This window comes from Flavobacterium aquiphilum (assembly GCF_027111335.1).
In the GTDB taxonomy this organism is placed as follows: Bacteria; Bacteroidota; Bacteroidia; order Flavobacteriales; family Flavobacteriaceae; genus Flavobacterium; species Flavobacterium aquiphilum.
The window spans coordinates 578902-605235 of record NZ_CP114288.1 but is presented as its reverse complement, the minus strand read 5'-3'; the positions used below and the strand labels follow the sequence as shown (position 1 = coordinate 605235).

General features: G+C 34.9%; 26 protein-coding genes. 8 read left to right on the top strand and 18 right to left on the bottom strand.

Annotation, left to right across the window (positions count from 1 at the left end; all coding sequences use genetic code 11):
* Window positions 1–4: 4 nt before the first annotated feature.
* The 4 genes from ybiA to OZP12_RS02450 form a co-directional block, all read right to left on the bottom strand.
* Window positions 5–541, bottom strand: a complete 537-nt coding sequence (ybiA, locus tag OZP12_RS02465; protein WP_281227472.1) for a riboflavin biosynthesis intermediates N-glycosidase — start codon at window positions 539–541, stop codon at window positions 5–7.
* A complete protein-coding gene (gene prs / locus OZP12_RS02460) occupies window positions 538–1371 on the bottom strand; it encodes a ribose-phosphate diphosphokinase (RefSeq protein ID WP_281227471.1) in 834 nt (277 codons plus the stop codon). The genes ybiA and prs overlap by 4 nt, the downstream gene beginning before the upstream one ends.
* Window positions 1372–1446: 75 nt before the next feature.
* Window positions 1447–2139, bottom strand: a complete 693-nt coding sequence (locus tag OZP12_RS02455; protein WP_281227470.1) for an NUDIX hydrolase — start codon at window positions 2137–2139, stop codon at window positions 1447–1449.
* 134 nt (window positions 2140–2273) lie between these two features.
* The gene (locus tag OZP12_RS02450) at window positions 2274–3173 is read right to left on the bottom strand and encodes a LysR family transcriptional regulator (protein WP_281227469.1); all 900 of its coding nucleotides are present in this window, start codon (window positions 3171–3173) and stop codon (window positions 2274–2276) included.
* 90 nt (window positions 3174–3263) lie between these two features.
* On the opposite strand from OZP12_RS02450, the gene OZP12_RS02445 reads away from it, so the two are divergent.
* From OZP12_RS02445 to OZP12_RS02435, 3 genes are all read left to right on the top strand, one after another.
* Window positions 3264–4034 carry a type 1 glutamine amidotransferase domain-containing protein gene (locus OZP12_RS02445; RefSeq protein WP_281227468.1) on the top strand — a complete coding sequence of 257 codons (771 nt, stop codon included), beginning with the start codon at window positions 3264–3266 and terminating at the stop codon, window positions 4032–4034.
* Window positions 4035–4134: 100 nt separating this feature from the next.
* Window positions 4135–5298 carry an iron-containing alcohol dehydrogenase gene (locus OZP12_RS02440; RefSeq protein ID WP_281227467.1) on the top strand — a complete coding sequence of 388 codons (1164 nt, stop codon included), beginning with the start codon at window positions 4135–4137 and terminating at the stop codon, window positions 5296–5298.
* 292 nt (window positions 5299–5590) lie between these two features.
* On the top strand, window positions 5591–6586 hold the full coding sequence (locus tag OZP12_RS02435) for an NAD(P)H-dependent glycerol-3-phosphate dehydrogenase (protein WP_281227466.1): 996 nt from the start codon (window positions 5591–5593) through the stop codon (window positions 6584–6586).
* Between the two features lie 134 nt (window positions 6587–6720).
* On the opposite strand, the gene OZP12_RS02430 is transcribed toward OZP12_RS02435, so the two are convergent.
* The 3 genes from OZP12_RS02430 to OZP12_RS02420 form a co-directional block, all read right to left on the bottom strand.
* Complete coding sequence (locus tag OZP12_RS02430) at window positions 6721–7128, bottom strand: hypothetical protein (protein WP_281227465.1); 408 nt, start codon at window positions 7126–7128, stop codon at window positions 6721–6723.
* A 286-nt stretch (window positions 7129–7414) separates the two neighbouring features.
* Entirely contained in the window at window positions 7415–8434 is a 1020-nt protein-coding gene (gene pheS / locus OZP12_RS02425; RefSeq protein ID WP_281227464.1) for a phenylalanine--tRNA ligase subunit alpha, read from the bottom strand.
* A gap of 101 nt (window positions 8435–8535) precedes the next feature.
* Window positions 8536–8892, bottom strand: a complete 357-nt coding sequence (locus OZP12_RS02420; RefSeq protein WP_281227463.1) for a hypothetical protein — start codon at window positions 8890–8892, stop codon at window positions 8536–8538.
* A 197-nt stretch (window positions 8893–9089) separates the two neighbouring features.
* Between OZP12_RS02420 and OZP12_RS02415 the strand changes: the two genes are divergently transcribed.
* Window positions 9090–9590, top strand: a complete 501-nt coding sequence (locus OZP12_RS02415) for a CvpA family protein (protein ID WP_281227462.1) — start codon at window positions 9090–9092, stop codon at window positions 9588–9590.
* A 108-nt stretch (window positions 9591–9698) separates the two neighbouring features.
* Here the strand turns inward: OZP12_RS02415 and OZP12_RS02410 are convergent, their stop codons facing one another.
* The 9 genes from OZP12_RS02410 to OZP12_RS02370 form a co-directional block, all read right to left on the bottom strand.
* Window positions 9699–10445, bottom strand: a complete 747-nt coding sequence (locus OZP12_RS02410) for a tetratricopeptide repeat protein (RefSeq protein ID WP_281227461.1) — start codon at window positions 10443–10445, stop codon at window positions 9699–9701.
* Between the two features lie 60 nt (window positions 10446–10505).
* Window positions 10506–12254 carry a BatD family protein gene (locus OZP12_RS02405; protein ID WP_281227460.1) on the bottom strand — a complete coding sequence of 583 codons (1749 nt, stop codon included), beginning with the start codon at window positions 12252–12254 and terminating at the stop codon, window positions 10506–10508.
* Between the two features lie 110 nt (window positions 12255–12364).
* Window positions 12365–13108, bottom strand: coding sequence for a tetratricopeptide repeat protein (locus OZP12_RS02400; protein ID WP_281227459.1), 744 nt, complete (start codon window positions 13106–13108; stop codon window positions 12365–12367).
* Window positions 13109–13165: 57 nt separating this feature from the next.
* Complete coding sequence (locus OZP12_RS02395) at window positions 13166–14200, bottom strand: VWA domain-containing protein (protein ID WP_281227458.1); 1035 nt, start codon at window positions 14198–14200, stop codon at window positions 13166–13168.
* Between the two features lie 74 nt (window positions 14201–14274).
* Complete coding sequence (locus tag OZP12_RS02390; RefSeq protein ID WP_281227457.1) at window positions 14275–15276, bottom strand: vWA domain-containing protein; 1002 nt, start codon at window positions 15274–15276, stop codon at window positions 14275–14277.
* Entirely contained in the window at window positions 15276–16901 is a 1626-nt protein-coding gene (locus tag OZP12_RS02385; RefSeq protein WP_281227456.1) for a hypothetical protein, read from the bottom strand. Before OZP12_RS02385 ends, OZP12_RS02390 begins: the two co-directional genes overlap by 1 nt.
* 96 nt (window positions 16902–16997) lie before the next feature.
* A complete protein-coding gene (locus tag OZP12_RS02380) occupies window positions 16998–17357 on the bottom strand; it encodes a four helix bundle protein (RefSeq protein WP_281227455.1) in 360 nt (119 codons plus the stop codon).
* Window positions 17358–17461: 104 nt separating this feature from the next.
* Window positions 17462–18325, bottom strand: coding sequence for a DUF58 domain-containing protein (locus tag OZP12_RS02375; protein WP_281227454.1), 864 nt, complete (start codon window positions 18323–18325; stop codon window positions 17462–17464).
* Window positions 18326–18404: 79 nt separating this feature from the next.
* The gene (locus OZP12_RS02370) at window positions 18405–19409 is read right to left on the bottom strand and encodes an AAA family ATPase (RefSeq protein ID WP_281227453.1); all 1005 of its coding nucleotides are present in this window, start codon (window positions 19407–19409) and stop codon (window positions 18405–18407) included.
* Between the two features lie 214 nt (window positions 19410–19623).
* On the opposite strand from OZP12_RS02370, the gene OZP12_RS02365 reads away from it, so the two are divergent.
* Complete coding sequence (locus OZP12_RS02365) at window positions 19624–20496, top strand: aldo/keto reductase (protein WP_281227452.1); 873 nt, start codon at window positions 19624–19626, stop codon at window positions 20494–20496.
* A gap of 55 nt (window positions 20497–20551) precedes the next feature.
* Here OZP12_RS02365 and OZP12_RS02360 read toward each other — a convergent pair whose 3' ends face one another.
* Window positions 20552–21388 (bottom strand): DUF4382 domain-containing protein, encoded by an 837-nt coding sequence (locus OZP12_RS02360; protein WP_281227451.1) that lies wholly within the window; start codon window positions 21386–21388, stop codon window positions 20552–20554.
* Window positions 21389–21573: 185 nt separating this feature from the next.
* Between OZP12_RS02360 and OZP12_RS02355 the strand changes: the two genes are divergently transcribed.
* From OZP12_RS02355 to OZP12_RS02345, 3 genes are all read left to right on the top strand, one after another.
* Window positions 21574–22713, top strand: coding sequence for an ATP-binding protein (locus OZP12_RS02355; RefSeq protein ID WP_281227450.1), 1140 nt, complete (start codon window positions 21574–21576; stop codon window positions 22711–22713).
* Between the two features lie 459 nt (window positions 22714–23172).
* A complete protein-coding gene (locus OZP12_RS02350; RefSeq protein ID WP_281227449.1) occupies window positions 23173–23904 on the top strand; it encodes a metallophosphoesterase family protein in 732 nt (243 codons plus the stop codon).
* Between the two features lie 42 nt (window positions 23905–23946).
* Window positions 23947–24471, top strand: a complete 525-nt coding sequence (locus tag OZP12_RS02345) for a DUF6646 family protein (protein ID WP_281227448.1) — start codon at window positions 23947–23949, stop codon at window positions 24469–24471.
* Between the two features lie 230 nt (window positions 24472–24701).
* Here the strand turns inward: OZP12_RS02345 and amaB are convergent, their stop codons facing one another.
* A complete protein-coding gene (gene amaB, locus OZP12_RS02340; protein WP_281227447.1) occupies window positions 24702–26255 on the bottom strand; it encodes an L-piperidine-6-carboxylate dehydrogenase in 1554 nt (517 codons plus the stop codon).
* Between the last annotated feature and the right edge of the window lie 79 nt (window positions 26256–26334).

Here is a 26334-nt window from a genome sequence, read left to right as displayed (position 1 = left end):
AATTTTATTTCAATTCATCCCTAACTTCCATCAATGCAAAACCCAAAAGATTTAATCCTCTCCATTTTTCTGGATTATTATTGTCTTTATGATCTGTTGCCATACCAATTCCCCAAATGGAATCTACCGGACTGGCTTCGACCAAAATTCTTTCTTTGGTATTGATTAGAAATTCCTTTAAATCTGGATTTTGACTGAACTTATGAAAATTACCCTGTTTTACTATTTCAAATCTGTTCTTTAGCCAAAGGGAATCTACATAATTCCTTACTTCTCTTCCTAATTTTTTGGCTTCCGCCGGAGAATTTGCCTGAATTATTTTTTCTAAAACTTCTTGATCATTAAACAGTTCTGCTTTCTTAGCCATCATCCAATGCTCTGCAGTTTTATAAGTTATGCCTTCTACCACAAATGGACTAATCCACCATTGACTAAAACAGGTTTTCGTAATGGTTCCATCTTTTGACGGCTGATGTCCCCAAAAGAAAACATATTTATTTTCACTATTTTGAGCCATCAATTTTTCCAAACTGTATTTCATATCAATTGACTTAATCCTATGACTTCAACACTTTCTCCTTCAAAATCTTTGAATGAATTGGTGGTAAATATTTTTTCGAAACAATCCAAAACTTCAAATCCTTTATTGAAAATTCCGTGGCTTACCGCCAAATACAGCTTTCCAGCATTCTTGTTTTTCAGCTCTTCGGCTAGTCCAACAAATGTTCCGCCTCCATCACAAATATCATCTACAATCAAACAGTCTGCGCCCTGCAAATCGTCATTATACACTTTAAAGCCTGACAATCTTCCTGTTTTTACATCACGGCTTTTACTGCATTCTACCACTTCAACTCCGCCAAGAAATTCAGAAACTTTGTAAATCTTCTTTAAAGCACCTCCATCTGGAGAAATCAATTTGACATCGTTTCCAATTGCTTTTACAACCGCTTCAATAAAAGTATGATTTGGAATCACTTCACAATTATTTACCAATGCTGGAGTAACTTCTGAATGCGCATCAAAAACATAGACTTTATTGAATTGCATTCCATTAATAATATCGGCATATACTTTTACAGACAGCGGTTCTCCTTTAACCATAACCCTATCCTGTCTAGCGGCAGGAAAATAAGGAATAAAAAGTTCCGTGTCTTTCACACCCATCCTGCGCAACGCGTCAACGGCAATGCACAATAATCCCAAATCATTGAATGAATTTAGTCTGTGGGTAATGGTGACTTTTCGCGTCACATCAAAATTTGGTTCTATTTTGATATGAGGTTCACCTCCTGAAAAAGTAAAATTCTGAAAACTGATTACTGACTCCGTAGTAAATGGTTTGAAATTTGGATCTAAATTGAGTATCATAATTTTTTTATTTTGCGTTAATTATACGCAAATATAAATATTAAATTTAAACTTACAAATTATTTTGTGTAAAAATTACGCAAACTTAATTTCGAAATGAAAACCTTTCTCCAATAAAGCATTGTATTTTTCCTTTTTAAACCTAAATAATTTAGCGGGTCTACCACTTTTAACAGGAGAAAATCGATCTGTTTCCTCAATAATTTCGAAGCTTAATATTTTCTTTCTAAAGTTTCTTCGATCGATTTCTTTTTCCAAAATGGTGCAGTATAAATTTTCGAGTTCAGAGAACAAGAACTCTTTAGGCAGTAAATCAAATCCAATGGGTTCGTAAGTAAGTTTGGCTTTTAGGCGTTTAATTGCCTTGCCCAAAATAATTGTATGGTCAAAAGCCAAGGGAGGAATCTCATCAATTTTAAACCATTGCGCCTTTTCGGCATCCGTATCAGCTATAACCTTTAATTTTTCAGCATCCACCAAGGCAAAATAAGCCACCGAAATAACCCGATTTCGAGGATCACGAAATACATCGTCACCAAAAGTAAAAAGCTGTTCAAAATAATTAACCGTAATGTTGGTTTCTTCTTTCAATTCCCTTTTTACAGCGTCCTGCAAAGATTCATCGTTTTTCACCAAACCGCCAGGCAAAGCCCAATAAGATTTTTCGGTTCCAAATTTTTGCTGAATTAACAATACATAGAGTTGGTTGTTTTGATAGCCAAAAACTATAGCATCAACAGCAACCCTGATATTCTGATTTTCACTCATATATTAAATGCGTATGATTTACACAAATATAAAAATAGTTTTACAGATTGAACTTTATTTCGGAAATTCTTAAAGAAAATCTAATTGAATGAAACACAATTTTTATAGTTCGCTTTTTAGAATTTAAAACCAAATCAACTCCCCAAAACCGCTTTCAACTCATTTTCTATATCCTCAAAAACAGCACTCAAATTACTGTTTTTCCCCGACAACAAAAACACAGCTGTACTTGGCATTTCATCGCTATTCCATATCAACTGCAACTTCTTTTCTTCGACCAAATTTTTAGCATTGATATCCCAAGTAACGGCCACTCCGCTATTTTTACTAAGGATTTCAAGCATCTCATATTCGGATGGAATGATATAATTGGCAACCATTGATGGCCTTTTTTTGGCGAAAACATGTAGCCAAAACAATTTTATATGTGGAATTCCCGCATCATGGCTGTACCATTTTTGCTCGTTCAGCCAGTTTTCAATAGCTACATAATCTTGATTTTTCTTTTTTGATTCAAAATCAGAAAGATCAAGATTGGCCGAACCGACAATCACTTGCTTAATTTCCCCCACTTTCTTCTGAATCGTATCAAAGGTGTCAAATTGTTTGGTCATTATAGCAAAATCCAATTTTTTGGTATTTACCAAATCAAATAACGCATCGTTGGTATGAAAACTAAAATCGATAAAATCAAATTTTGAGACCAATGCACTCCCAATACTACTCATCAAATGTCTTGAAATTCCAACCGAAATTAACCTATTAGAATTAAACGCTTTAGCCCTAAAACCATTCTCTACATTTTCCAAACGATCCAATGCATCAATAATTAAATTATTGAGTAACTTAGCGTATTCCGTTGGTTCAACCCCTTTGGACTTTCGATTAAAAAGCTTGTAGCCTACATGTGCCTCCAACATAACTATCTGCTGACTTACAGCTGGTTGACTGATAAATAATTCTTTGGCAGCCAAAGAAAAATTACCATTCTTATAAACTGATTTAAACGTTCGGTACCACTCAAGATTGACCATGATATAAATATTTTTATCACAAACATAATTTAAATTATTTTTACTAATAACACATTCGCCATAAATTTGCTGAAACAAATAAAATAAAACATGAAAAAAATAACCGCATTAGCAATTTTGGCATTAACTGTAAGCAGTTTTATGGCAACAGCACAACAACTAAAAAACAAAAAGATGAAAAAAGTATTATTCGTAGTTACCAGTCACGATCAATTGGGTAACACAGGAGAAAAAACAGGATTTTGGACCGAAGAACTGGCTGCTCCTTATTATGCATTATTGGACAAAGGAGTAATTATCGACATTGCCACTCCAAAAGGTGGACAACCTCCAATTGATCCAAAAAGTGCCGATCCTTCATCGGCGACCGAGGACACCAAACGATTTGACGCCGATAAAGTTTTATTGGAAAAACTAAAAAACACCAAAAAATTATCCGATGTAAATCAAGCAGATTATGACGCTGTGTTTTATCCAGGAGGCCATGGCCCGCTTTGGGATTTAGTGGAAAATAAAAACTCTGTCGCTTTAATTGAGTCCTTTTATACCCATAAAAAACCAGTTGCATTTGTATGTCATGCTCCTGCCGTTTTAAAAAATGTAAAAATTAATGGTGAATTTTTGGTAAAAGGCAAAAAAATTACAGGATTCGCCAATACTGAAGAAGAAGCTGTCGGACTCAGCAAAATTGTTCCTTTTTTATTGGAGGATGTATTACAGGCAAATGGAGGAATTTATAGTAAAACCGAAAATTGGCATCCTTACGCAGTAGAAGACGGCTTATTAATCACAGGTCAAAATCCGGCTTCATCAAAACTTGTTGCCGAGAAACTATTGGTACAATTGAATTCTAAAAAATAATTAAAGTTGCTAAGATTCTGAGAAGCTAAGATTCTAAGATTTAAAAAAAAATAGATTCTTAGCTTCTTCGTAACTTAGTGTCTCTAAAAAAATACACATCATGCTAAACTTCGAATTATACAATCCTACCAAATTGGTTTTTGGTAAGGGACAAATAGAAAAATTAAACACACTGATTCCTGCCAATGCCAAAATTCTTATCGCTTATGGCGGAGGAAGCATTTTTAAAAATGGAATTCACGAGCAAGTTCGCAAAAGTCTGGAAGGATACAATATTGTAGAATTTGGCGGAATCGAAGCCAATCCGCATTTTGAAACATTGATGAAAGCAGTTGCAATTATCAGAGAGCAAAATATTGATTTTATTCTTGCGGTTGGCGGAGGGAGCGTTATTGACGGGGTGAAATTTATTTCGGCTGCCGTTCTTTTTGAAGGAGATCCTATCGACATTCTTAAAAAAAGAATACTTTTCAAAGAAGGAGCTAAAGTGATTCCGTTTGGTACCGTTTTGACTTTACCGGCAACGGGTAGCGAAATGAATTCGGGTTCAGTAGTGACCATTGCGGCTACTCAGGAAAAGCTTGATTTTGGCGGTTCGGCCTTATTTCCAAAATTTTCCATTTGCGATCCTACCGTTATTGCATCCCTACCGAAAAGACAATTACAAAATGGCGTTGTCGATGCCTATACCCACGTGCTAGAGCAATATCTTACCTATGTACATGAAGGCTATCTGCAGGACAGAATTGCCGAAAGTATTTTGCAGACCTTAATTCAAATTGGCCCAGATGTAGCAGAAAACCCAACCGATTATGCTTTGGCATCCAATTTCATGTGGAGCTGTACCATGGCATTAAATGGATTAATCCAAAAAGGTGTTCCAAGCGATTGGGCGACACACATGATTGGTCACGAATTAACAGCACTTTACGGAATTGACCATGCCAGAACACTAGCAATAATTGGACCAAACTTATACAAAGTAATGTTTGAAACCAAAAAAGAGAAATTGGCTCAATATGGTAAACGAGTGTTTAATTTAACGGGAACTGAGGACGAAATTGCCACAAAAGCTATTGAAAAAACAACTGCTTTTTTCCACGCAATGGGAATGAGAACTTTACTCTCTGAAAATGCAGAAAAGATTGAAAAAACTGCCGATTTTATAGTTGACCGTTTTGAAAAAAGAGGATGGAAAGCCTTAGGAGAGAAACAAAACATCACTTTGGAAAAAGTGAAAGAAATTGTTTTGATGAGTTACTGATTATAGAACTAGTATTATAAAAAAAGGCGTTCACTTAACCACTACGAACGCCTTTTAAAATACTAAAACAAAACTAACTAACTCAATATTCATACTAAATTCTAACCATTTTATTTATAATCATTTACAACGCAAGTATTGCGTTAATATTGTATAAAATCAAAAAAAAATATAAAAAATATATTCTTTTGGCATAAACTTTGCAAAGTCCAATAAATCCAAGGCTTATCAGAAAATTTAATTTGTGATATTGGTATATTTTTAAGTACTTTTGGTGAAATTTTATAAAATAATGACCGAAAATTTAAAATTTGCTGTAATTGGTGGTGGAAGTTGGGCTACTGCTATAGCTAAAATGTTGTGCGTAAATCTTTCAGAGATTTCGTGGTATATGCGCAATGAATCTGCTATAGAACATATCAAAGCTTACAAACACAACCCAAATTACTTAAGCTCGGTAGAGTTTGACAACAACAAATTAAAACTTACCAGCGATATTAATGAAGCAGTCGCTTATGCCGATTATATCATATTTGCAATTCCTTCTGCTTTCCTAAACGCCGAACTAGAAAAACTAACGGTTTCGCTAAAAGACAAAATAATTTTTTCTGCCATAAAAGGTATTGTTCCAGAAACCAGTTTGATTGTAGGGGAACATTTTCATTACAAATACGACATTCCTTATTACAATATTGGTGTAATCACTGGACCTTGTCACGCTGAAGAAGTTGCGCTGGAAAGACTTTCTTATTTAACAATTGCCTGCGGAGACCCGGACAAAGCCTGTATTGTTGCCAAAAATTTATCCGGAAATTATATCAAAGCCAAAATCTCTGACGACATTATTGGTACCGAATATGCCGCAATGCTGAAAAACATTTATTCTATTGCTGCAGGGATTGCGCACGGATTGGGTTATGGCGATAATTTCCAGTCGGTGATTATGAGTAATGCGATTCGTGAGATGAAGAGATTCATCAAAAAAGTGCACAAAATGAAACGTAACATCAATGATTCTGCTTATTTGGGCGATTTATTAGTTACGGGTTATTCGATCTTTTCCAGAAACAGGATGTTCGGAAATATGATTGGGAAAGGATACACGGTAAAATCGGCACAAATGGAGATGAGCATGGTTGCCGAGGGCTATTATGCAGTAAAAAGTGCCTACAAACTTAATCAGGGTTACGGCGCCAAAACTCCAATTATCGATGCTGTTTACAGTATTTTATATGAAGGGAAAGAAGCCAAAGCCGTGTTTAAAAAACTGACTGAGGAATTAGATTAAGATTTTTTTAGAATTAAGAAGTAAAAAAATAGACTTTAACATAAAAAAGAGTCAAGACGAAATTTAATTAGTCTTGACTCTTTCTGTTTTATGTTTACAACAAAGTCTATTCTCTTGCTTATTTCTTCTATTCTCTATTTCACCATGACTCCATCAACAAACAAAAGCGGAACTTCCTCCACATCTGTTTCGTTGATACTGTTGGCTTTGAAAATAAATTTTTTGTCGTATAATGTGTTTCCTATGAAATAGGTTACCATAAACTCATTGTTAAGTGCCAATACACTTTTCTCGATCATCTCAATTTTCACTACCGAAACGGCCGGAACTTCCATAAAAGCATGGCGCAACAACGATGTTTTTTTCATTTCGCCATCGATGGTTCCAAAGGCTTTGGAAACAACCATAACGCTGTCAAGCTGAAAATCGCTATCGTTTATTAAATAAGCATACCATACTTTTTCCATGAAATCGTCGCTCCATTCCTGAACCGCGGCTAAGAATACGTTTTCTACTTCTGGGATGGTGATATCTTTTTTCATTTGATTTTTAATTAAATCTCCAGCAAAGTCTTTTTTTAACCTTGTAGGTTTTACTATTATATTTATACCTACAAGGTTAAAAAAAACCTTGCAGGATAAAATAGCTAATTACTAAATTTCTTAAATGCAGAATGACCTAGCCCAGATGGGAACGACATCCTTTTATGCCGGGGTTCGGCATAAAAGATATAGTGGACAGCTGGAAATAGCTCCTTATCTTGATTATGATTAACGTTTTTTTAAGTCCTTCTAAAATCAAAAATCGTTAATCAAAAATCTTAAATTTTTAAATACTTGCTTTGAATTGCTCTAAGAAACGTACGTCGTTCTCATAAAACATACGGATGTCGCCAATTTGGTATAACAACATCGCGATACGCTCGATTCCCATTCCGAATGCAAATCCGTTGTACTCGTCCGGGTTGATGTCGCAGTTTTTAAGCACGTTTGGATCAACCATTCCGCAACCCATAATTTCCAACCAACCGGTTCCTTTGGTGATACGATAATCGGTTTCGGTTTTTAGACCCCAATAAATATCAACTTCGGCACTTGGCTCCGTGAAAGGGAAATAAGAAGGTCTCAAACGGATTTTTGATTTCCCGAACATTTCTTTGGTGAAATACAAAAGTGTCTGTTTCAAATCGGCAAAAGAAACGTCCTTGTCAATGTACAATCCTTCAACCTGATGGAAAATACAGTGTGAACGCGACGAAACAGCCTCATTACGGAAAACTCTCCCCGGAGAAATGGTACGGATAGGCGGTTTGTTGTTCTCCATGTAACGCACCTGCACCGATGACGTGTGCGTACGCAACAAAATATCGGGATTGGTTTGAATGAAAAAGGTATCCTGCATATCACGCGCCGGGTGGTATTCCGGAAGGTTCAATGCGGTAAAGTTATGCCAATCGTCCTCGATTTCAGGGCCTTCGGAAACGTTGAACCCGATATTTGAAAAGACATCTATAATTTGGTTTTTCACCAACGAAATAGGATGACGCGAACCAATAATTGAAGGTTCGGCAGTACGGGTCAAATCGCCGTAGATTCCTTTGGCTTCTTCTTTGTCTGCCAGGGCTTCCTGAATGGATTTCACTTTGTCTTCGGCTGACGTTTTAAGTAAATTGATTACTTGTCCGAATTCCTTTTTTTGGTCGTTTGGAACATTTTTAAACTCGGCAAAAAGGTCTTTTAACAAACCTTTGCTCCCTAGAAATTTTATTCTAAATGCTTCTAGTTCTGCTGTATTTTGAGTGGAGAATGCCTGAGCTTCACCAATATATTCTTTTATCTTGTCTATCATTTTCATTCCGTAATTGAGTCTGCAAATTTAGGAAAAAGTTAGAAGTTAGGAGTTAGAAGTTGGAAGTTTTTCCAATATATCTAAACCAAAACCTCAAATCATTAATTAATCAATTCCTTTTCAAGAAAATAATTGACAATCGCTTCTTTCATCAAAACAGATTGCTCTCCGGCCTTCAAGGGAGGCAATTGTTCTTTTACTTTATAATGTGGCCAGCCATCTTCGTCAAAAAAATCGAATTCATAAAACCCGTAAGGCTCCAATAATCGGCAGATGGCGATATGCATCAAATTGAGTTTCTCGTCTTTTTTGAACTCACGATGCACTTGTCCGAGTTCCTGCACTCCGATTAAATAAATAATGGCATCCAAATCCAAATCTTCGCCTTGCGAAAATTGATTCGAAAGTATATCGACAAGCCGTTCCCAGCGTTCTTTCAGTTGTGTGTCTCTTGACATGTGATTTTTGATTTTTGATTTCTGATTTCTGATTTCTGATTTATTTCTCAGACTTACAAAAATAAAATCGAATTATTTCGGCAAAGATAGCAACTGCGTCCTTGACTTCTTTATTTTCTATTCTCTATTTTCTATTCTCTTCTGACGATTCAAACCAATTCTTTTATCTTTGCGGCTTTAATTTTTAAAATATAAAAATGAGTTTTTTTGACATTATCATCGGCGGATTATTAGGTTATTCGTTTTATAAAGGAATCCGAAACGGACTTTTTGTAGAATTGGCAGGATTCGTATCCCTTATTGTGGGTATTTACATTGCCATAAAATTTTCAGATATTTTTAGAAGCATTTTATCAGGTTGGTTGCATTGGAATCCTTTCACAATACAGATATTTGCTTTTATCCTAACATTTATTCTTGTGGTTGTTGGTATTTATATGATGGGTAAATTCCTAACCAACATAGCCGATTTTGCTTATTTAGGTTGGATAAACACGATTGGTGGAGGTTTTTTCAGAGTGCTGAAAACCATTTTGATTATCAGTATCTTTTTTACGATTTTCGAAAAAATAAACTACCATAACTTTTTGGCTAAAAAAGAAACGCTGGACAAATCAATTTTCTTTAATCCAGTTCAAAAAACGGCAGGATTTGTTTTCCCTTCTATCGAAAAATGGTATGATAAAGCTAGGAAGTAAATATCCAGTTGGCATAATTTAGTAATCGGTTCTCCTATAAAAAACGCAGCCCGTAGTTTGAAACTATGGGCTGCGTTTTTATAATAAAGATTCAGCTTAGACTGAACACTAATCCTTCACTTCTTTAATTGCTTGTTTATCAATCCAGCCTTCAGTCCCATCGGTCAATTGAATTTTTTTCCAGTTTCCTAAAGTTTCTTCCACATATACTTTGGTTCCTGGATGCAGCACAAAGGTAGTTGCACTTGCATTTTGAGGTTCGCTCCTTACATCAGCAGATTCGGCAAAAACAATAGCAGGTCTTTCATTGTCAAAATGGCTTTTTTCAAAAAAAGCAGCTGAGATACTCATTAGAAGAAATAATAGCACCACAAACATTCCCACAAAGAAAACCCGTTTTATTGTTACAGTTTGATAAAAATAATAGCCCATAAAAAACAACAGGAATAAAAATGCAAAACTTATGGTAATCCAAGCCCAAGTTTCAAAAGGATAAATTCCCGTAAAATCTCTGAGCAATTTTGCAAAACCTACTTTTGGCACTACTTTGATTTCGTCAATAGTTTGCTTCTGAGCAAATTTTATATTGTTTAGAGCTTCTTTGTTATTAGGATCCAAAATCAAAGCTTTCTCGTAATTATAAATCGCATTAGCTGTTTGGTGCATTTTATAATAACAGTTCCCCAAATTAAAATACAATTCAGCCGACTCCTGATTGGCTTCCAAAACTGCTTCATACGCTTTGGCTGCATCGGCATACTTTGCGTTTTGGTACAAATCATTCCCTTTTTTGAAACCGTCTTGGGCAAAGGTAATTTGCGTTATTAATAATAGTATGTATAAAATATTTTTCATTTCTTCTTTTGTAAAGTTTCTAAGTTTCTGAAAAACTGAGATTCTAAGTTGTTAAGTAGCTTATATCTGTTTTTCCAATTCTGAAATAATACTTACTGCTTTATCAAAATCGTGTTGTATTGTTGCACTCGAAGACGGTGCATATCGAGCAATTTCACAATTTTCTGTAAGCGCAATAAAATGATCTACAGATTCCGGGCTGACTTTTCTGGACAACAATAATTCTCGAATATTGTCTTTACTCATTTCCGAAGTTTCAATATGCAACTTAGCTTTCAGGAAATTGTGCATCGCTTTCTCCAAAGCAACATAGAACGGCTCTTTGTTGTTGATTTGTTTTTTGGCTTCTGACAAATATTTCTTGGCCAACCTGTTGTTCATTTTGATTCGGTTTCCAAAAACATCACTGTCGATTGCTTCTTTTTTCTTTTTGAACAACACAATTATAGGTAGCAATAAAAACGGCAAGAACAATAAGCCATAAAATTTATTTGATCCAAAAAATGGTGGTTTATTCCTTGCTGCAAGATCTGTTTGCAGATCAATAAAATGGAATTGCTCTATGCCTCCAATTCTGTTTTTGCCTGTGCTTGCCACTGCTGGTGTATTAGCTGTTTGTGCAGGTCCATCAAGAACACTTATTTTGATTTCTTTGGAACTTATCGTTCTATAAGATCCTGTACCTAAATCAAAATACGAAAAATGCATTGGTTTTATGACATAATCTCCTTTGTATTGTGGTATGATAGTGTAAGAATCTGATATTTTACCAGTCATTCCCGATAGTGGTGTATTTACTTTTTCATCATGCACTGGATCGTACATTTCCAAAGCATTTGGTACTTCAGGTTTTGGTAACGTAAATAATTTTAAATTACCAGTTCCAACCACACTCAAAACCAAATCTAGGCTTTCCCCATTTTTCAAAGTCGTTTTAGATGGAACAGCACTAAAGTCAAATTTCCCTACAGCTCCTGTAAAATCAACTGGTTTTCCAGTTTCCGGCAATGGTTTTACATTAATCATTTTGCTACCAGCGGACACTTTTTTATTGTCATCAACTGTTTCAACTCTTCCAAAATAATCTCTACGACCTGTCGGTATTCTTACCCCAATATCCAGCGAAAGTGGCTCTATCATCAACTTTCCTGATTTTTGTGGATATAAAACCGTTTTACGCAAAACAACATAACGGTACTGTTCGCCTTTGAACATTCCAACTTCGGGAACCAATTCTTTAATATCAATATTTTGGTTCCAAAAATCATTATACTTCGGTTTGGCTAATTCCTTAAATCCTGTAATTCCAATATAATTGCTGAAATACAATTTATAAACCACTGTAATTGGCTGGTTTATATATGGATTGGTATTCGAAATATCAGCAACCAAATACAAATTGTCATCGGCAGAAATTTGAGTATCATTCGGATCTTTAGGCTGCTCTGTCGCTGCGGTTACATTGATTCTGATAGGTTGTGTTTTGTAAATTTTCCCATCGTATTCAATCATTGCCTGTTTGATAACCAAATTTCCTTTTTGATTAGGCAAAAGAAAATAGGAGTAACTTTTTTCAAAAGATGTTCTTCCGTTTATCCAAGACTGGCTTACCTGCTGACTTGGCCCAGCAATTATCCTAAAGCCATCAAATGAGGGTTGCACGAAATTATCTCCATCAATATTCATTACAAAATCGACACGAAGTCTCTCATTGAGTCCAAGCGTCGTTTTGCTTACCCTCGCCTCAAATTGCACTTGAGCCAAAAGTCCCTGAAAACATAATAGGAATATAATTAAATATCTTTTCATTCTTTTTTTAATCGTTAATTCGTTTAAGTGTTTAATGATTGTTTAAAGGTTTAAGAGTCATATCGGTTTAAACAACCTTAAACTTTTAAACCTTTAAACAGTTTTTAATTTTACCAATCTTTTTCCGCTTTTCTAGGAGCGCCTTTCATTTTATTGGCATTTACCTTGTCTTGTATTTTCTTTTCTTCATTATTTACAGCATCCAATAAATTTTCGGTTCGCTGTTTAGACATATCTCCTGGTTTTGGTTTTGGCTGTGCCTTATCATTTTTAGGTTTATCCTCTTTTTTATTTTGATCACCGTCTTTTTTGTCGTCCTTTTTATCTTTATCCTTATTCTTATCGTCCTTTTTATCTTTGTTTTTGTCCTTGTCTTTATCCTTATCCTTGTTTTTGTCTTTTTTCTTATCGTCTTTTGGAGGAGGATTGTCTTTTAGCATTTTTTTGGCCAAAGCATAGTTGTAACGTGTTTCTTCATCTGTTGGATCATTTCGCAAAGCATCTTTATAGGCTGCCACTGCTTGCGTATAATCTTTCTCTTTCATGAAAACATTACCTAAATTATGGAAGGCTTTGTGTTTTTGGGTTCTTGTTTTCAAACTTTTCAAAGCATTCGCGTACGCAAATTTGGATTCCGAAAATTGATTTTGTCTATAAATAGAATTCCCTAAATTGTACAAAGCCACCGTTCTGCCCGGAAATTTAGAATGTGAAATTCTATAATTCGCTTCGGCATCCACAAAATTCTTTGCTACATATTCCTCATTTGCTTCAGGCAAAACCTTGTCTTTCTCCTGGGCATTTGCCACAAAAGTTAAAAGCAATAGTAGTAAGTATATAATTCTATTTTTCATTTTCATTAATGTTCCTTTCAAAGTATTTGTTAACTATAGTTACCTTGATTTGCTATTTTATTTATTCTCGTTAAATAAATTTAATTTGTTAACCCAACTTGTTTTTCTTTCCAAAAAGAAAATATCCAAAAACAATAACACAAAACCAATCCCTAAAAACCATTGAAATTGTGATTGAAAATCGGCCATTTGAGTAGCTTCAAATTCCGTTTTTTGAATATTATCCAATGTTGCTTTTATATATTCCAACACTTCTTTGGTATTGTTTCCGCTTACATAACCGCCACCGGTAATTTTTGCAATAGTAGCCAAACTATTTGGATTCAATTTGGTCACCACTATTTCTCCATTGTTATCTCTTTGGTAGCTTTCTACAACTCCGTTTCTTTTCAAAGGAATAGTTCCTCCCTTTTCAGTACCAACGCCAATTGTAACAATTTTCATTCCTAACTTCTTGGCTTCTTCAGCTGCTGATTCTGCTCCTTCAGAATGGTCTTCTCCATCCGAAATCATAATCATCAATTTGCTGGTCTTACTTTTATCATCAAAATAAGTCCCCGATAATTTTATCGCGTCATCCAATGAAGTTCCTTGTGACGAAACCATTTCTGGCCCCATACTTTGTAAAAACATCTTGGCTACGCTATAATCACTCGTTATCGGCAAAACCGGAAAAGCGCTACCTGCATAAGCTACAATTCCAATTCGGTCATTCCCGAGTTGATTAATAATTTGCGATACGATTTGTTTGCTTTTTTCCAAACGGCTTGGGGCAACATCCTCACAAAGCATACTTTTGGATACGTCCATCGCAAACACAATATCGATTCCTTCTCTTTTTACGGTCTCAACTTTGGTACCAATTTTTGGATTTACCAACCCTAAAATCAAAGCAAGTAAAGCCAAAAGCAAAACTGCCAATTTCAAGAAAGGTTTGAAAACAGAACGTTCGGGACTAAGTCTTTTGATAACTTCCAAATCTCCAAACTCACGTTGCTTTTTTCTTTTCCAATATAAATTAAATAGAAAAAGTACCGCCACAACCGGCAGTATAAAAAGAAAGTATAAATATTTTTGTTCGTCTAGTTCCATAATAATTTTAGATTGTTGATTAACGATTTTCGATTGCAGAAAGCAAAAAATCAGAAATCAAAAATCGTTAATCTTTAAATAAAGCTTTTGTACACAGTGTTTCGCAAACCAATTTCCAGCAATAATAAAAATCCGGCAATTAAAGCAAAAGGTCTAAATTTTTCATCATAATCATAAAACTTTAATTCTTCGATTTCGGTTGTTTCCAGTTTATTGATTTCATGATAAATCTGAGCTAATTTATCATTGCTAGTAGCTCTAAAATATTTACCTCCTGTTTTTCTGGCTATATTTTTCATCAGTTCTTCATCAATCTCAACCTTCATCATTCTGAATATCAATTGCCCATTTGGTCCAAGTGCATACGGAGATTCTGCCATTCCATTGCTACCAATACCGATTGTATATACTTTAATTCCATATTGCTGGGCGATATCAGAAGCTGTTTCCGGCTCTATAAACCCGGCATTATTAACACCGTCAGTCATTAAGATAATCACCTTACTTTTGGCTTTACTGTCTTTAAGTCTGTTTATGGCAGTTGCCAATCCCATCCCGATTCCAGTCCCATCTTGTAAAACATTATCGTATTTTATACTAGCGATTGCTTGTTGAATAACCGCTTTATCACTTGTTACTGGTGATTTAGTATAAGCTTCAGAAGCATAAACAACTAATCCGATTCTGTCATTAGGTCTTTCATCCACAAATTCAGAAGCCACTCTTTTTAACGCTTCCATTCTGTTTGGTTTAAAATCCTTGGCAAGCATACTTCCGGATACATCGACAGCTACTACAATATCAATTCCTTTTGTGGTTTTGGTCTTATTACTGATATCGACCGTTCTTGGTCTCGCCATTGCGACAATCAAAAAGGATAATGCCAATAATCGTAAAACGTCCAAACCTGGTTTTAATTTTGTCAACAAAGATTCGGATCCTTTGAACCCTTGAAGCGAACTCATCTTTAGGGTAGCCGATTGTTGGTTTCTTTTCCAAACCAGCCAAACAATAGCCAATGGTATTAAAAGAAACAACCAAAAAAATTCGGGATTTAAAAAGGTTATTTTTTCCATTAGTTATTTGCAATTTTAAGTTCTACAGAATTAATAACACGGTCTGTCAATTCCGTTGCATAACGATCTCCTTCTTCGTGGAAAATCATAATTTGCTGTAACCCTCCTGCTTGTCCAAAAAGCAAGATTTCATAGTATATTTTGGAACTGGATTGGCTGTCACTATCAACTCTTGTAAAAGTCCCGTATCCTTTTTTCCCGGGTATTCCGTTATTCGTCTGGAAATCCTCTTCTTTAACAATCATGTTTTGCGCACCCTGAGTTTCCAATACTTTCAAAGAACTCTCAATTGCTTTGGATAAATCCAATGTTTGTTCTTTTTTATATTTCATAGTAGAAACCATAATGTAAAATTTATCCAAAAGACTTCCATATCCAAAAGACTGCATCTCTTTTATAAGTGCCATTCCATCTTTTGGCAATGTTTTAGTCAAATCTACACGTTTTAAAACTTTTGGAGTTTCAATAATAATTGCTGGGTTTCCATACTCACTTTTTACCCATTCCCCTTCCAGTAATTCTTTTGTTGGATGTCCTAGTACGTTGTCTTTTACATAATCAAATCCTTTGGTCGCAATAAAGAACGCTGCCGTTGCAAACAATAGAAAAACAACTGAACCAACTGCAAGTGCAATACGTTGATTTCTCTTTTTTCTAAGCATGATTTGAATTTGCTTTTGTCTTTGAACCTCATTCAAAAGAATATCTTCTTCAACAGGAACCTCAACAGGAATTGCTTCATCAAGAGTCAAAATCGCTTTTTGGATTTTATTTCTGTCTTCGGTGATTTCAAATTCAAGAGGTTTTGATTTGGCAAATTTCACTAAATCGGCTTGTTTCAAAACAGTAAATAAATTCTCGATCGTTTCTTGGGAAAGCTTCATTTTTTTCTTCTGAGAAGCAGCTTTAAGAGCTTCAATCAATTCAGAAGTTGTACTTTCCATCGCAGGAATCTCAATAGCTTCTTCGATATAATTTCGGGTGATATCGGTCAATTCACTATAATATTCTTTTACTTCGCCATGTTGCCAAAGTTCTTTTTTCTCTAAAATATTAAGCAAACTTGTCGCTTTTTCAATAGGTGTTTTATAAACTTCCTCTTCTATTTTTTTCTTTTGGCGAATTTTTGTGTACCAATAAACGAAACCTCCAATTCCTAAAATCAATATAAGCCCCAAAAGGTATTTCCACCAATCTCCCATTGTATCTTGTGCTTTCACAATATCCTTGATGTCGTACATTTTTTGTTTTAATGTATCCACCTGAACATTGGCAACCTCAACTTTTATGGAATCCGATAAAAACTCTTTGTTGTTTATTAGAATTTTTATGCTTGGAATTGTGTATTTACCCGAATCAAATTGAGTCAAACCGTACTTTTTGATCAATTCGTAACGGTCGTCTTTTTTGATTGTGTCAACAGGATATGATTGAATTACCTCTAGCGCTCCAATTGTTCTTAGTTTTGGAAAAACAACCTTAGACAAAGTATCAACCGAAGTTTTTAAAGTCAATTTAAACTCAGCTCCAATTTTATTTTTTGTGGTATCGATACTGGTAACAACTTTTTGTTGTGCAAAAATAGAAGTTGAAAACAGTAGGTATATGAATATTTTTTTTAACATTGATTTTGGGAAATTTTGATTTTTGAATGAAGATTAACGATTTTTGATTTCAGATTTTCATCAGAAGCAAGATTATCTTCAATCTAAAAAAATAATTTATTTCATATTAGCTTTAGCTGTTTTAATACTTGACACAAAAATGGAAATTAACTCATTAACTTCTGTTTTTGCGATTGATAAGTTATATAAATCTGTTGTTAAATTCGCTTTCTCTACAATTTTTAAACAAACAAAACTTTCTCTTAATTCTTTTAGACAAACTCCCATTTTATGAACGAAATCCTTACTGCTTTCGGCACTTTGAGCTTCCCCATAATTTAAAGCCGGAGATGTTCCTGAACGAATAATTTGACCTGATAAATGATTTCCAGCATAATTTTTTTTAAAATTACCCGCAACAATTATTACAGTTGCTGCAAAATCTATCAATCTATTTTCCAGTTCTTGTTTGTTCACTTTCTTACATTATTTATTTACAAAAAAAATCTGCAATCTTAAATCAAATTTCCTATCCGAAGCAAATCTGAAATCAAAAATCGTTAATCAAAAATCTGAAATCTTTATCTCGATTTAAAATAGCCTAGCAATTTGGTTACATAACTTTCATCGACTCTTGTGTTCACAACACCAGCTCCCGATTTACTGAAAGTTTCTTTAAAATATTGGACATTATCATGATAGAATTTCTCGTAATTCATTCGCACCGTTTTTGAACCTGTGTTAATCAATCTGGTTTCTCCGGTCTCGGCATCAAGCATTGGCACCATACCCAAATTTGGCATTTTTTGCTCTCTAATATCATAAACTCGAATACCGGTAATATCGTGTTTCTTTGAAGCTATTTTCAACGTATGCTCATACTCTCCGGACATAAAATCGGAAATGACAAACACAATGGCCTTCTTTTTTTGAATTCCAGATAAGAATTTCAAGGCTTGTGAAATATCTGTTTTGTGGCTTTTCGGTTCAAATTCTATCAATTCACGAATAATACGCAACACGTGTGATCTTCCTTTTTTTGGCGGAATATACAATTCTATCTGATCCGAAAACAAAATCAATCCAATTTTATCATTGTTTTGCGTAGCCGAAAAAGCCATGGTAGCAGCAATTTCGGTAACAATCTCTTTCTTAAACTGACTCTTGGAACCAAAACTTTCAGAACCTGAAATATCAACCATTAACATCATGGTCAATTCTCTTTCTTCCTCAAAAACTTTAACGTGTGCTTCGTTATATCTTGCAGTTACGTTCCAATCGATAGCACGGATATCGTCACCAAATTGATACTGACGCACTTCGCTGAAAGTCATTCCGCGTCCTTTGAACGAAGTATGGTATTCACCCGAAAAGATATGATCGCTCAGTCTTCGGGTTTTAATTTCAATTTTTCGTACTCTTTTTAAAAGCTCTTTTGTATCCATTTTTATAGTGATTAGTAATTAGCCTTTAGTGATTAGTATTTAGTAAATTAATTACCAATCACTTGTCACTAATCACTTTTTAAGGTACTTCAATCTCATTAATGATTTTATTGATAATGTCAACCGATGTAATATTTTCGGCTTCGGCTTCATAAGTAACCCCGATTCTATGACGCAAAATGTCATGAACAACAGCACGTACATCTTCAGGAATTACATAACCACGACGTTTGATAAAAGCATAACATTTGGATGCAGTGGCAAGATTAATACTTCCACGTGGCGATGCCCCAAAACTGATTAGAGGTTTTAAATCAGCCAATTTATATTTCTCTGGATAACGAGTAGCAAAAATAATATCCAGTATGTATTTTTCGATTTTTTCATCCATATAAACCTCACGAACCGCTTCTTGAGCACGCAAGATTTGATCTACTGAAACCACTTGGTTCACCTTATCATAACTTCCTTTTAGGTTTTGACGGATAACCAAACGCTCGTCTTCCATTTTTGGATAATCGATAACCGTTTTCAACATAAAACGGTCAACTTGTGCTTCAGGTAATTGGTAAGTTCCTTCTTGCTCAATTGGGTTTTGAGTTGCCAAAACTAAAAATGGACGATCCAATTTAAAAGTGCTGTCACCGATGGTTACTTGCTTTTCCTGCATCGCTTCCAGCAAAGCCGATTGTACTTTGGCAGGAGCACGGTTAATCTCATCGGCAAGAACGAAATTTGCAAAAATTGGTCCCTTTTTGATGGAGAATTCGTTTTGCTTAATATTATAAATCATGGTTCCAATAACGTCGGCAGGCAATAAATCGGGCGTAAACTGGATTCTGCTAAAAGACCCGTGGATAGCTTGTGACAAGGTATTAATGGCTAAAGTTTTTGCCAATCCTGGAACCCCTTCCAACAAAATATGTCCTTGCCCTAACAATCCAATCAACAGTCGCTCGACCATATGTTTTTGTCCCACAATAACTTTGTTCATTTCCATAGTAAGGAGGTCAATAAAAGCACTCTCTCTTTCTATTTTTTCATTGATTGCTCTAATGTCTAAAGTCGTTGTATTTTCTTCCATTGTTATATAATTATTCTCTTGATTTTTTGTCTTAGGTTATTTGATGGTGCAAATTGAATTTTTTTTTAGACGTATGATGTTAAAAAATGGTTAAAACTTCTGTCAATCCACTAATTTTAAGGACTAATTATGATAGTATTTATCTATTTTTAAGAACTAAATAAATTAGATAGATTTCTTCCAAAAATAAGGTGGAAAACAACGAAATAAAATTATGAGTAAAATTCCGTTTTCAAAAATAATAGCCGGCACGATGACTTGGGGTGTTTGGGGCAAAAATTGTACAACATCACAAATGATTGAGCTGATGAATACCTGTCTCGAAAACGGCATCACCAGCTTTGACCATGCCGATATTTATGGTGGTTATACCACTGAAGAAGCCTTTGGAAAAGCTTTTGGCGAAAGCCAAATTAACCGTAACCAAATCCAGTTGATTTCCAAATGCGGTATTCAGATGATTTCTGAAAAAAGAAGTAACTCCATCAAGCATTACGAATATTCAAAAGCGTACATTATTGCTTCGGCAGAACAATCTTTAAAAAATTTACAAACCGATTATTTGGATCTTTTGCTTTTGCACCGACCAAGCCCATTAATGCAACCTGACGAAATTGCCGAAGCGGTCGAAAAGTTAAAAATAGAAGGAAAGATTTTGGATTTTGGTGTTTCTAATTTTACGCCAAGTCAAAGCAATCTGATTGAAACAAAAACCAAAATAAACTACAACCAGATTGAATTTTCAATAACTCATTTGGAACCAATGCTAGACGGAAGTTTAGATCACATGCAAGCCAATCGAATCACTCCTATGTGCTGGTCTCCGCTTGGAACTGTCTTTAGAAATGACAATGAACAATCACAACGTATTCTAAAAGTTACAAATGAATTGGCAGCCAAATATGATGTCCCAAATGATATTATTCTTTTGGCTTGGATTTTGAAACACCCTGCCGGAATTCTACCAGTTTGCGGTACTTCGGACAAAAACAGACTTACACAATTGATGAACGCAACCACAATTGAGATGGAATTACAAGATTGGTTTATGCTTTGGACTGCAAGTACAGGAAATAATGTTCCTTAGAAAAAAAACAAAACAGCCTCTAATTGAGGCTGTTTGTAAAACTTTTTGATTGATTCTATTGCTTAGACACCAAAATAATATTTCCTACATCGGTCGTTATTCCATCTGTCACGATAACATTAGGAACGGTCGCCTCAGCATAATTTGCTTTAGGATCAGGAGTAAGTTTGACTATGTATGTTCCTGCAGGAAGTCCTGAAATCTCAAAAGCTCCCATTTCATTGGTAAATGAAGAAACTTCGGTATCACCAACCATTACCGATGCTTTCACTTGAAAACCTGTAGGAGTTACCATTCCTTTTATTTTTCCCAAACTAACCGTAGCAAATACCCTAAGTACGGGATGAAGATTATAATTTCCCGAATTCCCAGCTTTGACGATCGATTTATCTGCATCAAAATCGAGTGTGAAATCATACGACAAACCAGGTTTCAAAGTTTGATTCAAAGCCAATTTCAAACCAGATTGTTGCGCACTTGGCGTATTCAAATGATGTGTAACACCATCTATCACCACATTATTGTTATTCCCCAATACTAATCGGATTTGACCTATTTCACCAGACGGAAGTAAGGTATCGGCAATCAAAGCATTAGCCCCTCCGGTTAAAGACAAGATATTATATTGAATCGGCTCATGATGAAGTCCAATACTTACCCATCCTTGATCATCATCCATATTCGAATTACTTCTAATTAAAATATCAACTACCTCCAAATTCACTTCATCATAATCTCCTGGAGAATCTATTAATCTTATCGCTAGTTTTGAAGTTTGACTAGTTGGTGGAGTATTACCAGACATGGAATCAGTATTATCGCAAGCGATAAAACACAAAAGGGACAAAATAATTACCGGAACAATAAACATATAACCTTTAATATTTTTCATATATTTAAAAGTTAAATTAAACGAATGATATTGAATATTTTTAGTCTACCAGACTGCTACAAAAATCAAAAAAAGTCAAGTCTGTATTTTTTTGATTTTGTTAAAAGGTCTATATTAAGATAAATATTAAATAATCGTATTACAACTATTTAACTCTTTTTAAGAGTCTAATAAATCTAATAACAATGATTAACAAGCGGCTTCTTATCAAAAATCTATTGGCTCACCATGATGAAAATAGTTTTTATGATAAAAAAAGACAGCTAAATTTGCATTCCCGAGAAGGGAAAGCCAAATTTTTAAAACACATTTGTGCCCTGTCCAATTCAAACCCTACCAACAATTCTTATATAGTGGTAGGAGTTGAAGACGAAAGCAATCAAATCGTTGGGGATGATTTTTTTGACGATAGCAGGATTCAGAACTTAGTGAATGCTTTTCTAGAAAATCCGCCCAAAATACAATATGAAAACGTCCCTTTTCCAAATTTACCCAAAGACAAAGTAATCGGGCTCGTAACCATAAAACCAAACAGTAAAACTTCCTATTTTAAAAAAGGGATCCATACTATTCCCATCAATACTGTTTTCATCAGGCGCGGCAGCAATACGATGCCAAATGAAGGTGAAGTTGAAAAAAATCATCAAAATACAGAAACAGTTATTGGCATTGAAAACAATTCAAGAAACAGCATCGAATACACACTCGATGGAGTGATTGATTTCATGAATTTTCGCCACAAAGACATGGCGCCAAAATATAAAGTCTTCAAAGAATTATTCGTTATCTGCTGGGCTGGAATCGCTAAAAAATCCAGAAACAAAACCTTTTTATCAAGAGTTGATATTGAGCTGATTAACGAGCAAATCAAATTATTTTATTCGGCTCAGGACGTTGTCGAAATCACTTATGACGATGACACTTTTACAATTGTAGAATATGTACCATTGGGTCTAAACGACAGGACAAGTTACTATCCTCTAGAACAACAAACAATCCGTTTCTATGATAATGGATATTACAAAATTGATCGGAAAATGCTTTTTGAACCGCCCGAATACAATAAAAAAATGTTGTTTCACATTTACAATTCAAACATGACCTTGCTTCATAAATTGGAAAAAAACTTGAAATTATCTGATCGTGAAAAAAGAGATTTAGAGAATTTACCCCACACTTTTATGATTTGTTATCTCAATGGTTTTGAAGATGCCAAACAAAAATTGATTGATGCCAAAGAATTATTGAAACCAATCCCACAAGTCTATCTTTCGTTTAAAGAAGCTTTGCGAATTTTGAGAAAAATGAAATATGATGTGCAATAAAGAAATTGCTTATTACACATTTTGCTTTAATTAGCTTAGCAAAGCTGCCAACCACTGAACCACATCATTTATAACTTGACATATAAAATTGGTCATTAAAAGCAATAAGTTGAAAAGTGCGCCCATTTTAAAATTTTTTAGTAAAATTATGTTGTTTTCATTTACCAAACAATCACCAAAAGCAATGATATTTTGAAACCCAAAAGTACTGAAAAATACTATAAGTCGGTTTCCTATTTCTTTGAAATTCAGCAGAGAAAATGGCTTTTCAACGATTTTATTCTTAATAAAAACTTAAAATTTACTTAGCGAAAAATCCGATAGTTTTATCCTCAAAAACTTCAATATTGATTATCAGTTCTTTTGGTTCGCTTTTACTATTTTACTTTATATCATTCAAAAAATGATAATTCAACAAACCTTTTCCCTTATTTTTGTAAAAAGACAAATTCAGAATTAATGAGAACATTAGTAATTGGCGACATCCACGGTGGTTTAAGAGCATTGCATCAAATTTTTGAAAGAGCAAACATAAGTCCAAAAGACAAACTCATTTTCTTGGGAGATTATGTGGACGGCTGGAGTCAATCTCCTCAGGTCATTGATTTTTTAATAGAACTGAAAAAAACACATGACATCATTTGCATCCGCGGTAATCATGATGAATTATTAAGGGAATGGCTCGAAGACAGTAAAGAGAACCTCCAATGGCACCAACATGGAGGTGAAGCGACCGTTTTGGCTTATCAAAAAGTAAGTGACGAGACCAAAAAAAAACATGTAAAATTCTTGAAGTCCCTACAAGATTACTACTTGGACGAACAAAACAGAATGTTCATCCATGCAGGTTTCACCAATATGAATGGGGTCAATTTTGAATATTTCCCTAAATTATTTTATTGGGATAGAACGCTTTGGGAAACCGCATTGGCATTGGACCCTAATATGAAACCAGATCATTTGCACTATCCTAAACGATTTACATTGTACAAAGAAATCTACATTGGTCATACTCCTGTTTCGCGCATAGGAAAAACAGTTCCTATTCAAAAAGCCAATATCTGGAACATTGATACCAGTGCCGCTTTCAAAGGACCATTGACAATTATGGATGTGGATACCAAAAAAATTTGGCAAAGCGAACCCCTTCCCAGTTTATATCCTAATGAAAAAGGCAGAAATAAAATCTAAAGCCTATATTTGCAAAAAAATTATTACCTACTTTATTATTTTATGAAAAAGATTATAACACTTTTGTTTTTAGTTTCTTTTGGTTTAACAAATGCACAACAAGCATTTAAAGGAAAAGGCGATGCCAAATTTAATGTTGGAGCAAACTTTCAAGACGGAGGTTCGGGAATTCAAGCTTCGGCTGATTTTGGTCTTGGTGAAAATTTCTCTTATGGATTTGTTGCTACTTATTTATTGGGAGTAAACGAGTTTTCAGGTATCTATGGAAGTAATGTCTATTCTAATGAAAAACCAGAATTTCAAGATCGTTTTGATGCAAAATTTCGAATTAATGCTAATTTAAGCAGTGTAATTGGCGTACCACAATTAGACATCTATCCAGGTCTGAGCTTAGGTTTACGTAATTTTGGTGGTCATGTTGGCGCTCGTTACTTTTTTACAGATGGTTTCGGTGTTTTTTCAGAACTTGGATTCCCAATTGCAAAATACAACCAGAATAAAGATGTATTTGATCATTTAAACAATCAAACTACTTTTAGCGTAGGTGCTTCATTTAATTTAGATTAATTCAGATACCAAATAGAAAGAGGCTTGTTTTGAATAACAAGCCTCTTTTTTTATGCGATAAAATTATACCATTTGTACCTATAAAATAGTCTAAAGATTCGAAGTTATTTTTTTTCAAGACAACGATAAAAATCATTGCATAGCCTTAGCTACGGAATTATTTTTTGAGGAAGTATTGGAGAAAAAGAACGAGTAGATTGAACTATTTTATAGATATAAATGGTATTAGACTACAAATCAAATTTTATTCCCTGAGCCAATGGCAAACTCGTAGTATAATTGATTGTATTGGTTTGACGTCGCATGTAAATTTTCCAAGCGTCCGAACCAGATTCCCTTCCTCCGCCTGTTTCTTTTTCACCGCCAAAAGCACCACCAATTTCAGCTCCGGAAGTTCCAATATTTACATTGGCAATTCCGCAATCAGAACCTACTGCCGATAAGAAACGTTCTGCTTCGCGTAAATTATTCGTCATAATTGCCGACGACAATCCTTGAGCAACTCCGTTTTGAATATCAATTGCATTTTCAACCGTTCCTGAATATTTAATCAAATATAAAACCGGTGCAAAAGTTTCGTGTTGAACAATTTCAAATGAATTTTGTGCTTCGGCAATGGCAGGTTTTACATAACAACCGCTTTCATATCCTTCTCCCGAAAGTACGCCTCCTTCAACCAGAATTTTTCCTCCTTCAGCAACCACTTTGGCCAAAGCATTTTCATATAATGCAACAGCCTGTTTGTCAATTAACGGACCAACGTGATTTTTTTCGTCCAATGGATTTCCAATTCGCAGTTGTCCATAAGCCGAAACAACAGCATCTTTGACTTTATCATAAATACTTTCGTGAATAATCAAGCGACGGGTAGAAGTACAACGTTGTCCTGCCGTTCCCACTGCTCCAAAAACAGCTCCGATAACAGTCATTTTTATGTCGGCATCTGGCGTAACGATTATAGCATTATTTCCTCCTAACTCCAATAATGATTTCCCTAGACGCCCCGCAACAGCTTGTGCTACGATTTTCCCCATTCGGGTAGAACCTGTCGCCGAAACCAAAGGCACACGTTTATCGGCGGTCAATAATTGTCCAATTGTATAATCTCCATTAATCAAACACGAAATCCCTTCCGGAAGATTATTTTCCCTGATTACCTCAGCAATAATATTTTGACAGGCAATCCCACACAAAGGCGTTTTTTCAGAAGGTTTCCAAACGCAAACATCTCCACAAATCCAAGCCAAAGCCGTATTCCAAGACCAAACAGCAACCGGAAAATTAAATGCAGAAATGATTCCAACAATTCCCAACGGATGATATTGCTCATACATTCTGTGTCCAGGACGTTCTGAGTGCATCGTCAATCCGTGCAACTGACGGGAAAGTCCAACTGCAAAATCACAGATGTCAATCATTTCCTGTACTTCGCCATATCCTTCCTGCAATGATTTACCCATTTCATACGAAACCAATTTTCCTAAAGCTTCTTTATTTTGACGTAATTTTTCTCCAAATTGACGAACAACTTCTCCACGTTGCGGCGCAGGCATTAATCGAAATGTTTTGAAAGCTTCAGTTGCAGTCTGCATTACTTTTTCATAATCTTCAGGAGTACTCATTTTTACCGATGCAATTAATTTGCCATCTACAGGCGAAAAACTCTGCAAAATCTCACCGTTTGAAAAACTATTTATTCCTGTCGAAGTTCCATTATTTAGTTCTTTTATACCCAATTTCGCTAAGGCCTCTTTCATCCCAAATTGATCTGCTGTTGTTGTCATTGTAACTTTATTGGTTAAAATTGTTATATTTTTGTGTAAAGATATTTATTTTGAGATATTTCGTAGCCACAAATTACAC

Coding starts and splice junctions, on each gene's coding strand:
- OZP12_RS02400 (WP_281227459.1), bottom strand. CDS start 13,108: ATGAAAAATAGAATTATATACTTACTACTATTGCTTTTAACTTTTGTG.
- OZP12_RS02435 (WP_281227466.1), top strand. CDS start 5,591: ATGACCGAAAATTTAAAATTTGCTGTAATTGGTGGTGGAAGTTGGGCT.
- amaB (WP_281227447.1), bottom strand. CDS start 26,255: ATGACAACAACAGCAGATCAATTTGGGATGAAAGAGGCCTTAGCGAAA.
- prs (WP_281227471.1), bottom strand. CDS start 1,371: ATGATACTCAATTTAGATCCAAATTTCAAACCATTTACTACGGAGTCA.
- OZP12_RS02455 (WP_281227470.1), bottom strand. CDS start 2,139: ATGAGTGAAAATCAGAATATCAGGGTTGCTGTTGATGCTATAGTTTTT.
- ybiA (WP_281227472.1), bottom strand. CDS start 541: ATGAAATACAGTTTGGAAAAATTGATGGCTCAAAATAGTGAAAATAAA.
- OZP12_RS02440 (WP_281227467.1), top strand. CDS start 4,135: ATGCTAAACTTCGAATTATACAATCCTACCAAATTGGTTTTTGGTAAG.
- OZP12_RS02430 (WP_281227465.1), bottom strand. CDS start 7,128: ATGAAAAAAGATATCACCATCCCAGAAGTAGAAAACGTATTCTTAGCC.
- OZP12_RS02365 (WP_281227452.1), top strand. CDS start 19,624: ATGAGTAAAATTCCGTTTTCAAAAATAATAGCCGGCACGATGACTTGG.
- OZP12_RS02375 (WP_281227454.1), bottom strand. CDS start 18,325: ATGGATACAAAAGAGCTTTTAAAAAGAGTACGAAAAATTGAAATTAAA.
- OZP12_RS02360 (WP_281227451.1), bottom strand. CDS start 21,388: ATGAAAAATATTAAAGGTTATATGTTTATTGTTCCGGTAATTATTTTG.
- OZP12_RS02445 (WP_281227468.1), top strand. CDS start 3,264: ATGAAAAAAATAACCGCATTAGCAATTTTGGCATTAACTGTAAGCAGT.
- OZP12_RS02395 (WP_281227458.1), bottom strand. CDS start 14,200: ATGGAACTAGACGAACAAAAATATTTATACTTTCTTTTTATACTGCCG.
- OZP12_RS02415 (WP_281227462.1), top strand. CDS start 9,090: ATGAGTTTTTTTGACATTATCATCGGCGGATTATTAGGTTATTCGTTT.
- OZP12_RS02390 (WP_281227457.1), bottom strand. CDS start 15,276: ATGGAAAAAATAACCTTTTTAAATCCCGAATTTTTTTGGTTGTTTCTT.
- OZP12_RS02350 (WP_281227449.1), top strand. CDS start 23,173: ATGAGAACATTAGTAATTGGCGACATCCACGGTGGTTTAAGAGCATTG.
- OZP12_RS02410 (WP_281227461.1), bottom strand. CDS start 10,445: ATGAAAAATATTTTATACATACTATTATTAATAACGCAAATTACCTTT.
- pheS (WP_281227464.1), bottom strand. CDS start 8,434: ATGATAGACAAGATAAAAGAATATATTGGTGAAGCTCAGGCATTCTCC.
- OZP12_RS02450 (WP_281227469.1), bottom strand. CDS start 3,173: ATGGTCAATCTTGAGTGGTACCGAACGTTTAAATCAGTTTATAAGAAT.
- OZP12_RS02420 (WP_281227463.1), bottom strand. CDS start 8,892: ATGTCAAGAGACACACAACTGAAAGAACGCTGGGAACGGCTTGTCGAT.
- OZP12_RS02355 (WP_281227450.1), top strand. CDS start 21,574: ATGATTAACAAGCGGCTTCTTATCAAAAATCTATTGGCTCACCATGAT.
- OZP12_RS02385 (WP_281227456.1), bottom strand. CDS start 16,901: ATGTTAAAAAAAATATTCATATACCTACTGTTTTCAACTTCTATTTTT.
- OZP12_RS02370 (WP_281227453.1), bottom strand. CDS start 19,409: ATGGAAGAAAATACAACGACTTTAGACATTAGAGCAATCAATGAAAAA.
- OZP12_RS02345 (WP_281227448.1), top strand. CDS start 23,947: ATGAAAAAGATTATAACACTTTTGTTTTTAGTTTCTTTTGGTTTAACA.
- OZP12_RS02405 (WP_281227460.1), bottom strand. CDS start 12,254: ATGAAAAGATATTTAATTATATTCCTATTATGTTTTCAGGGACTTTTG.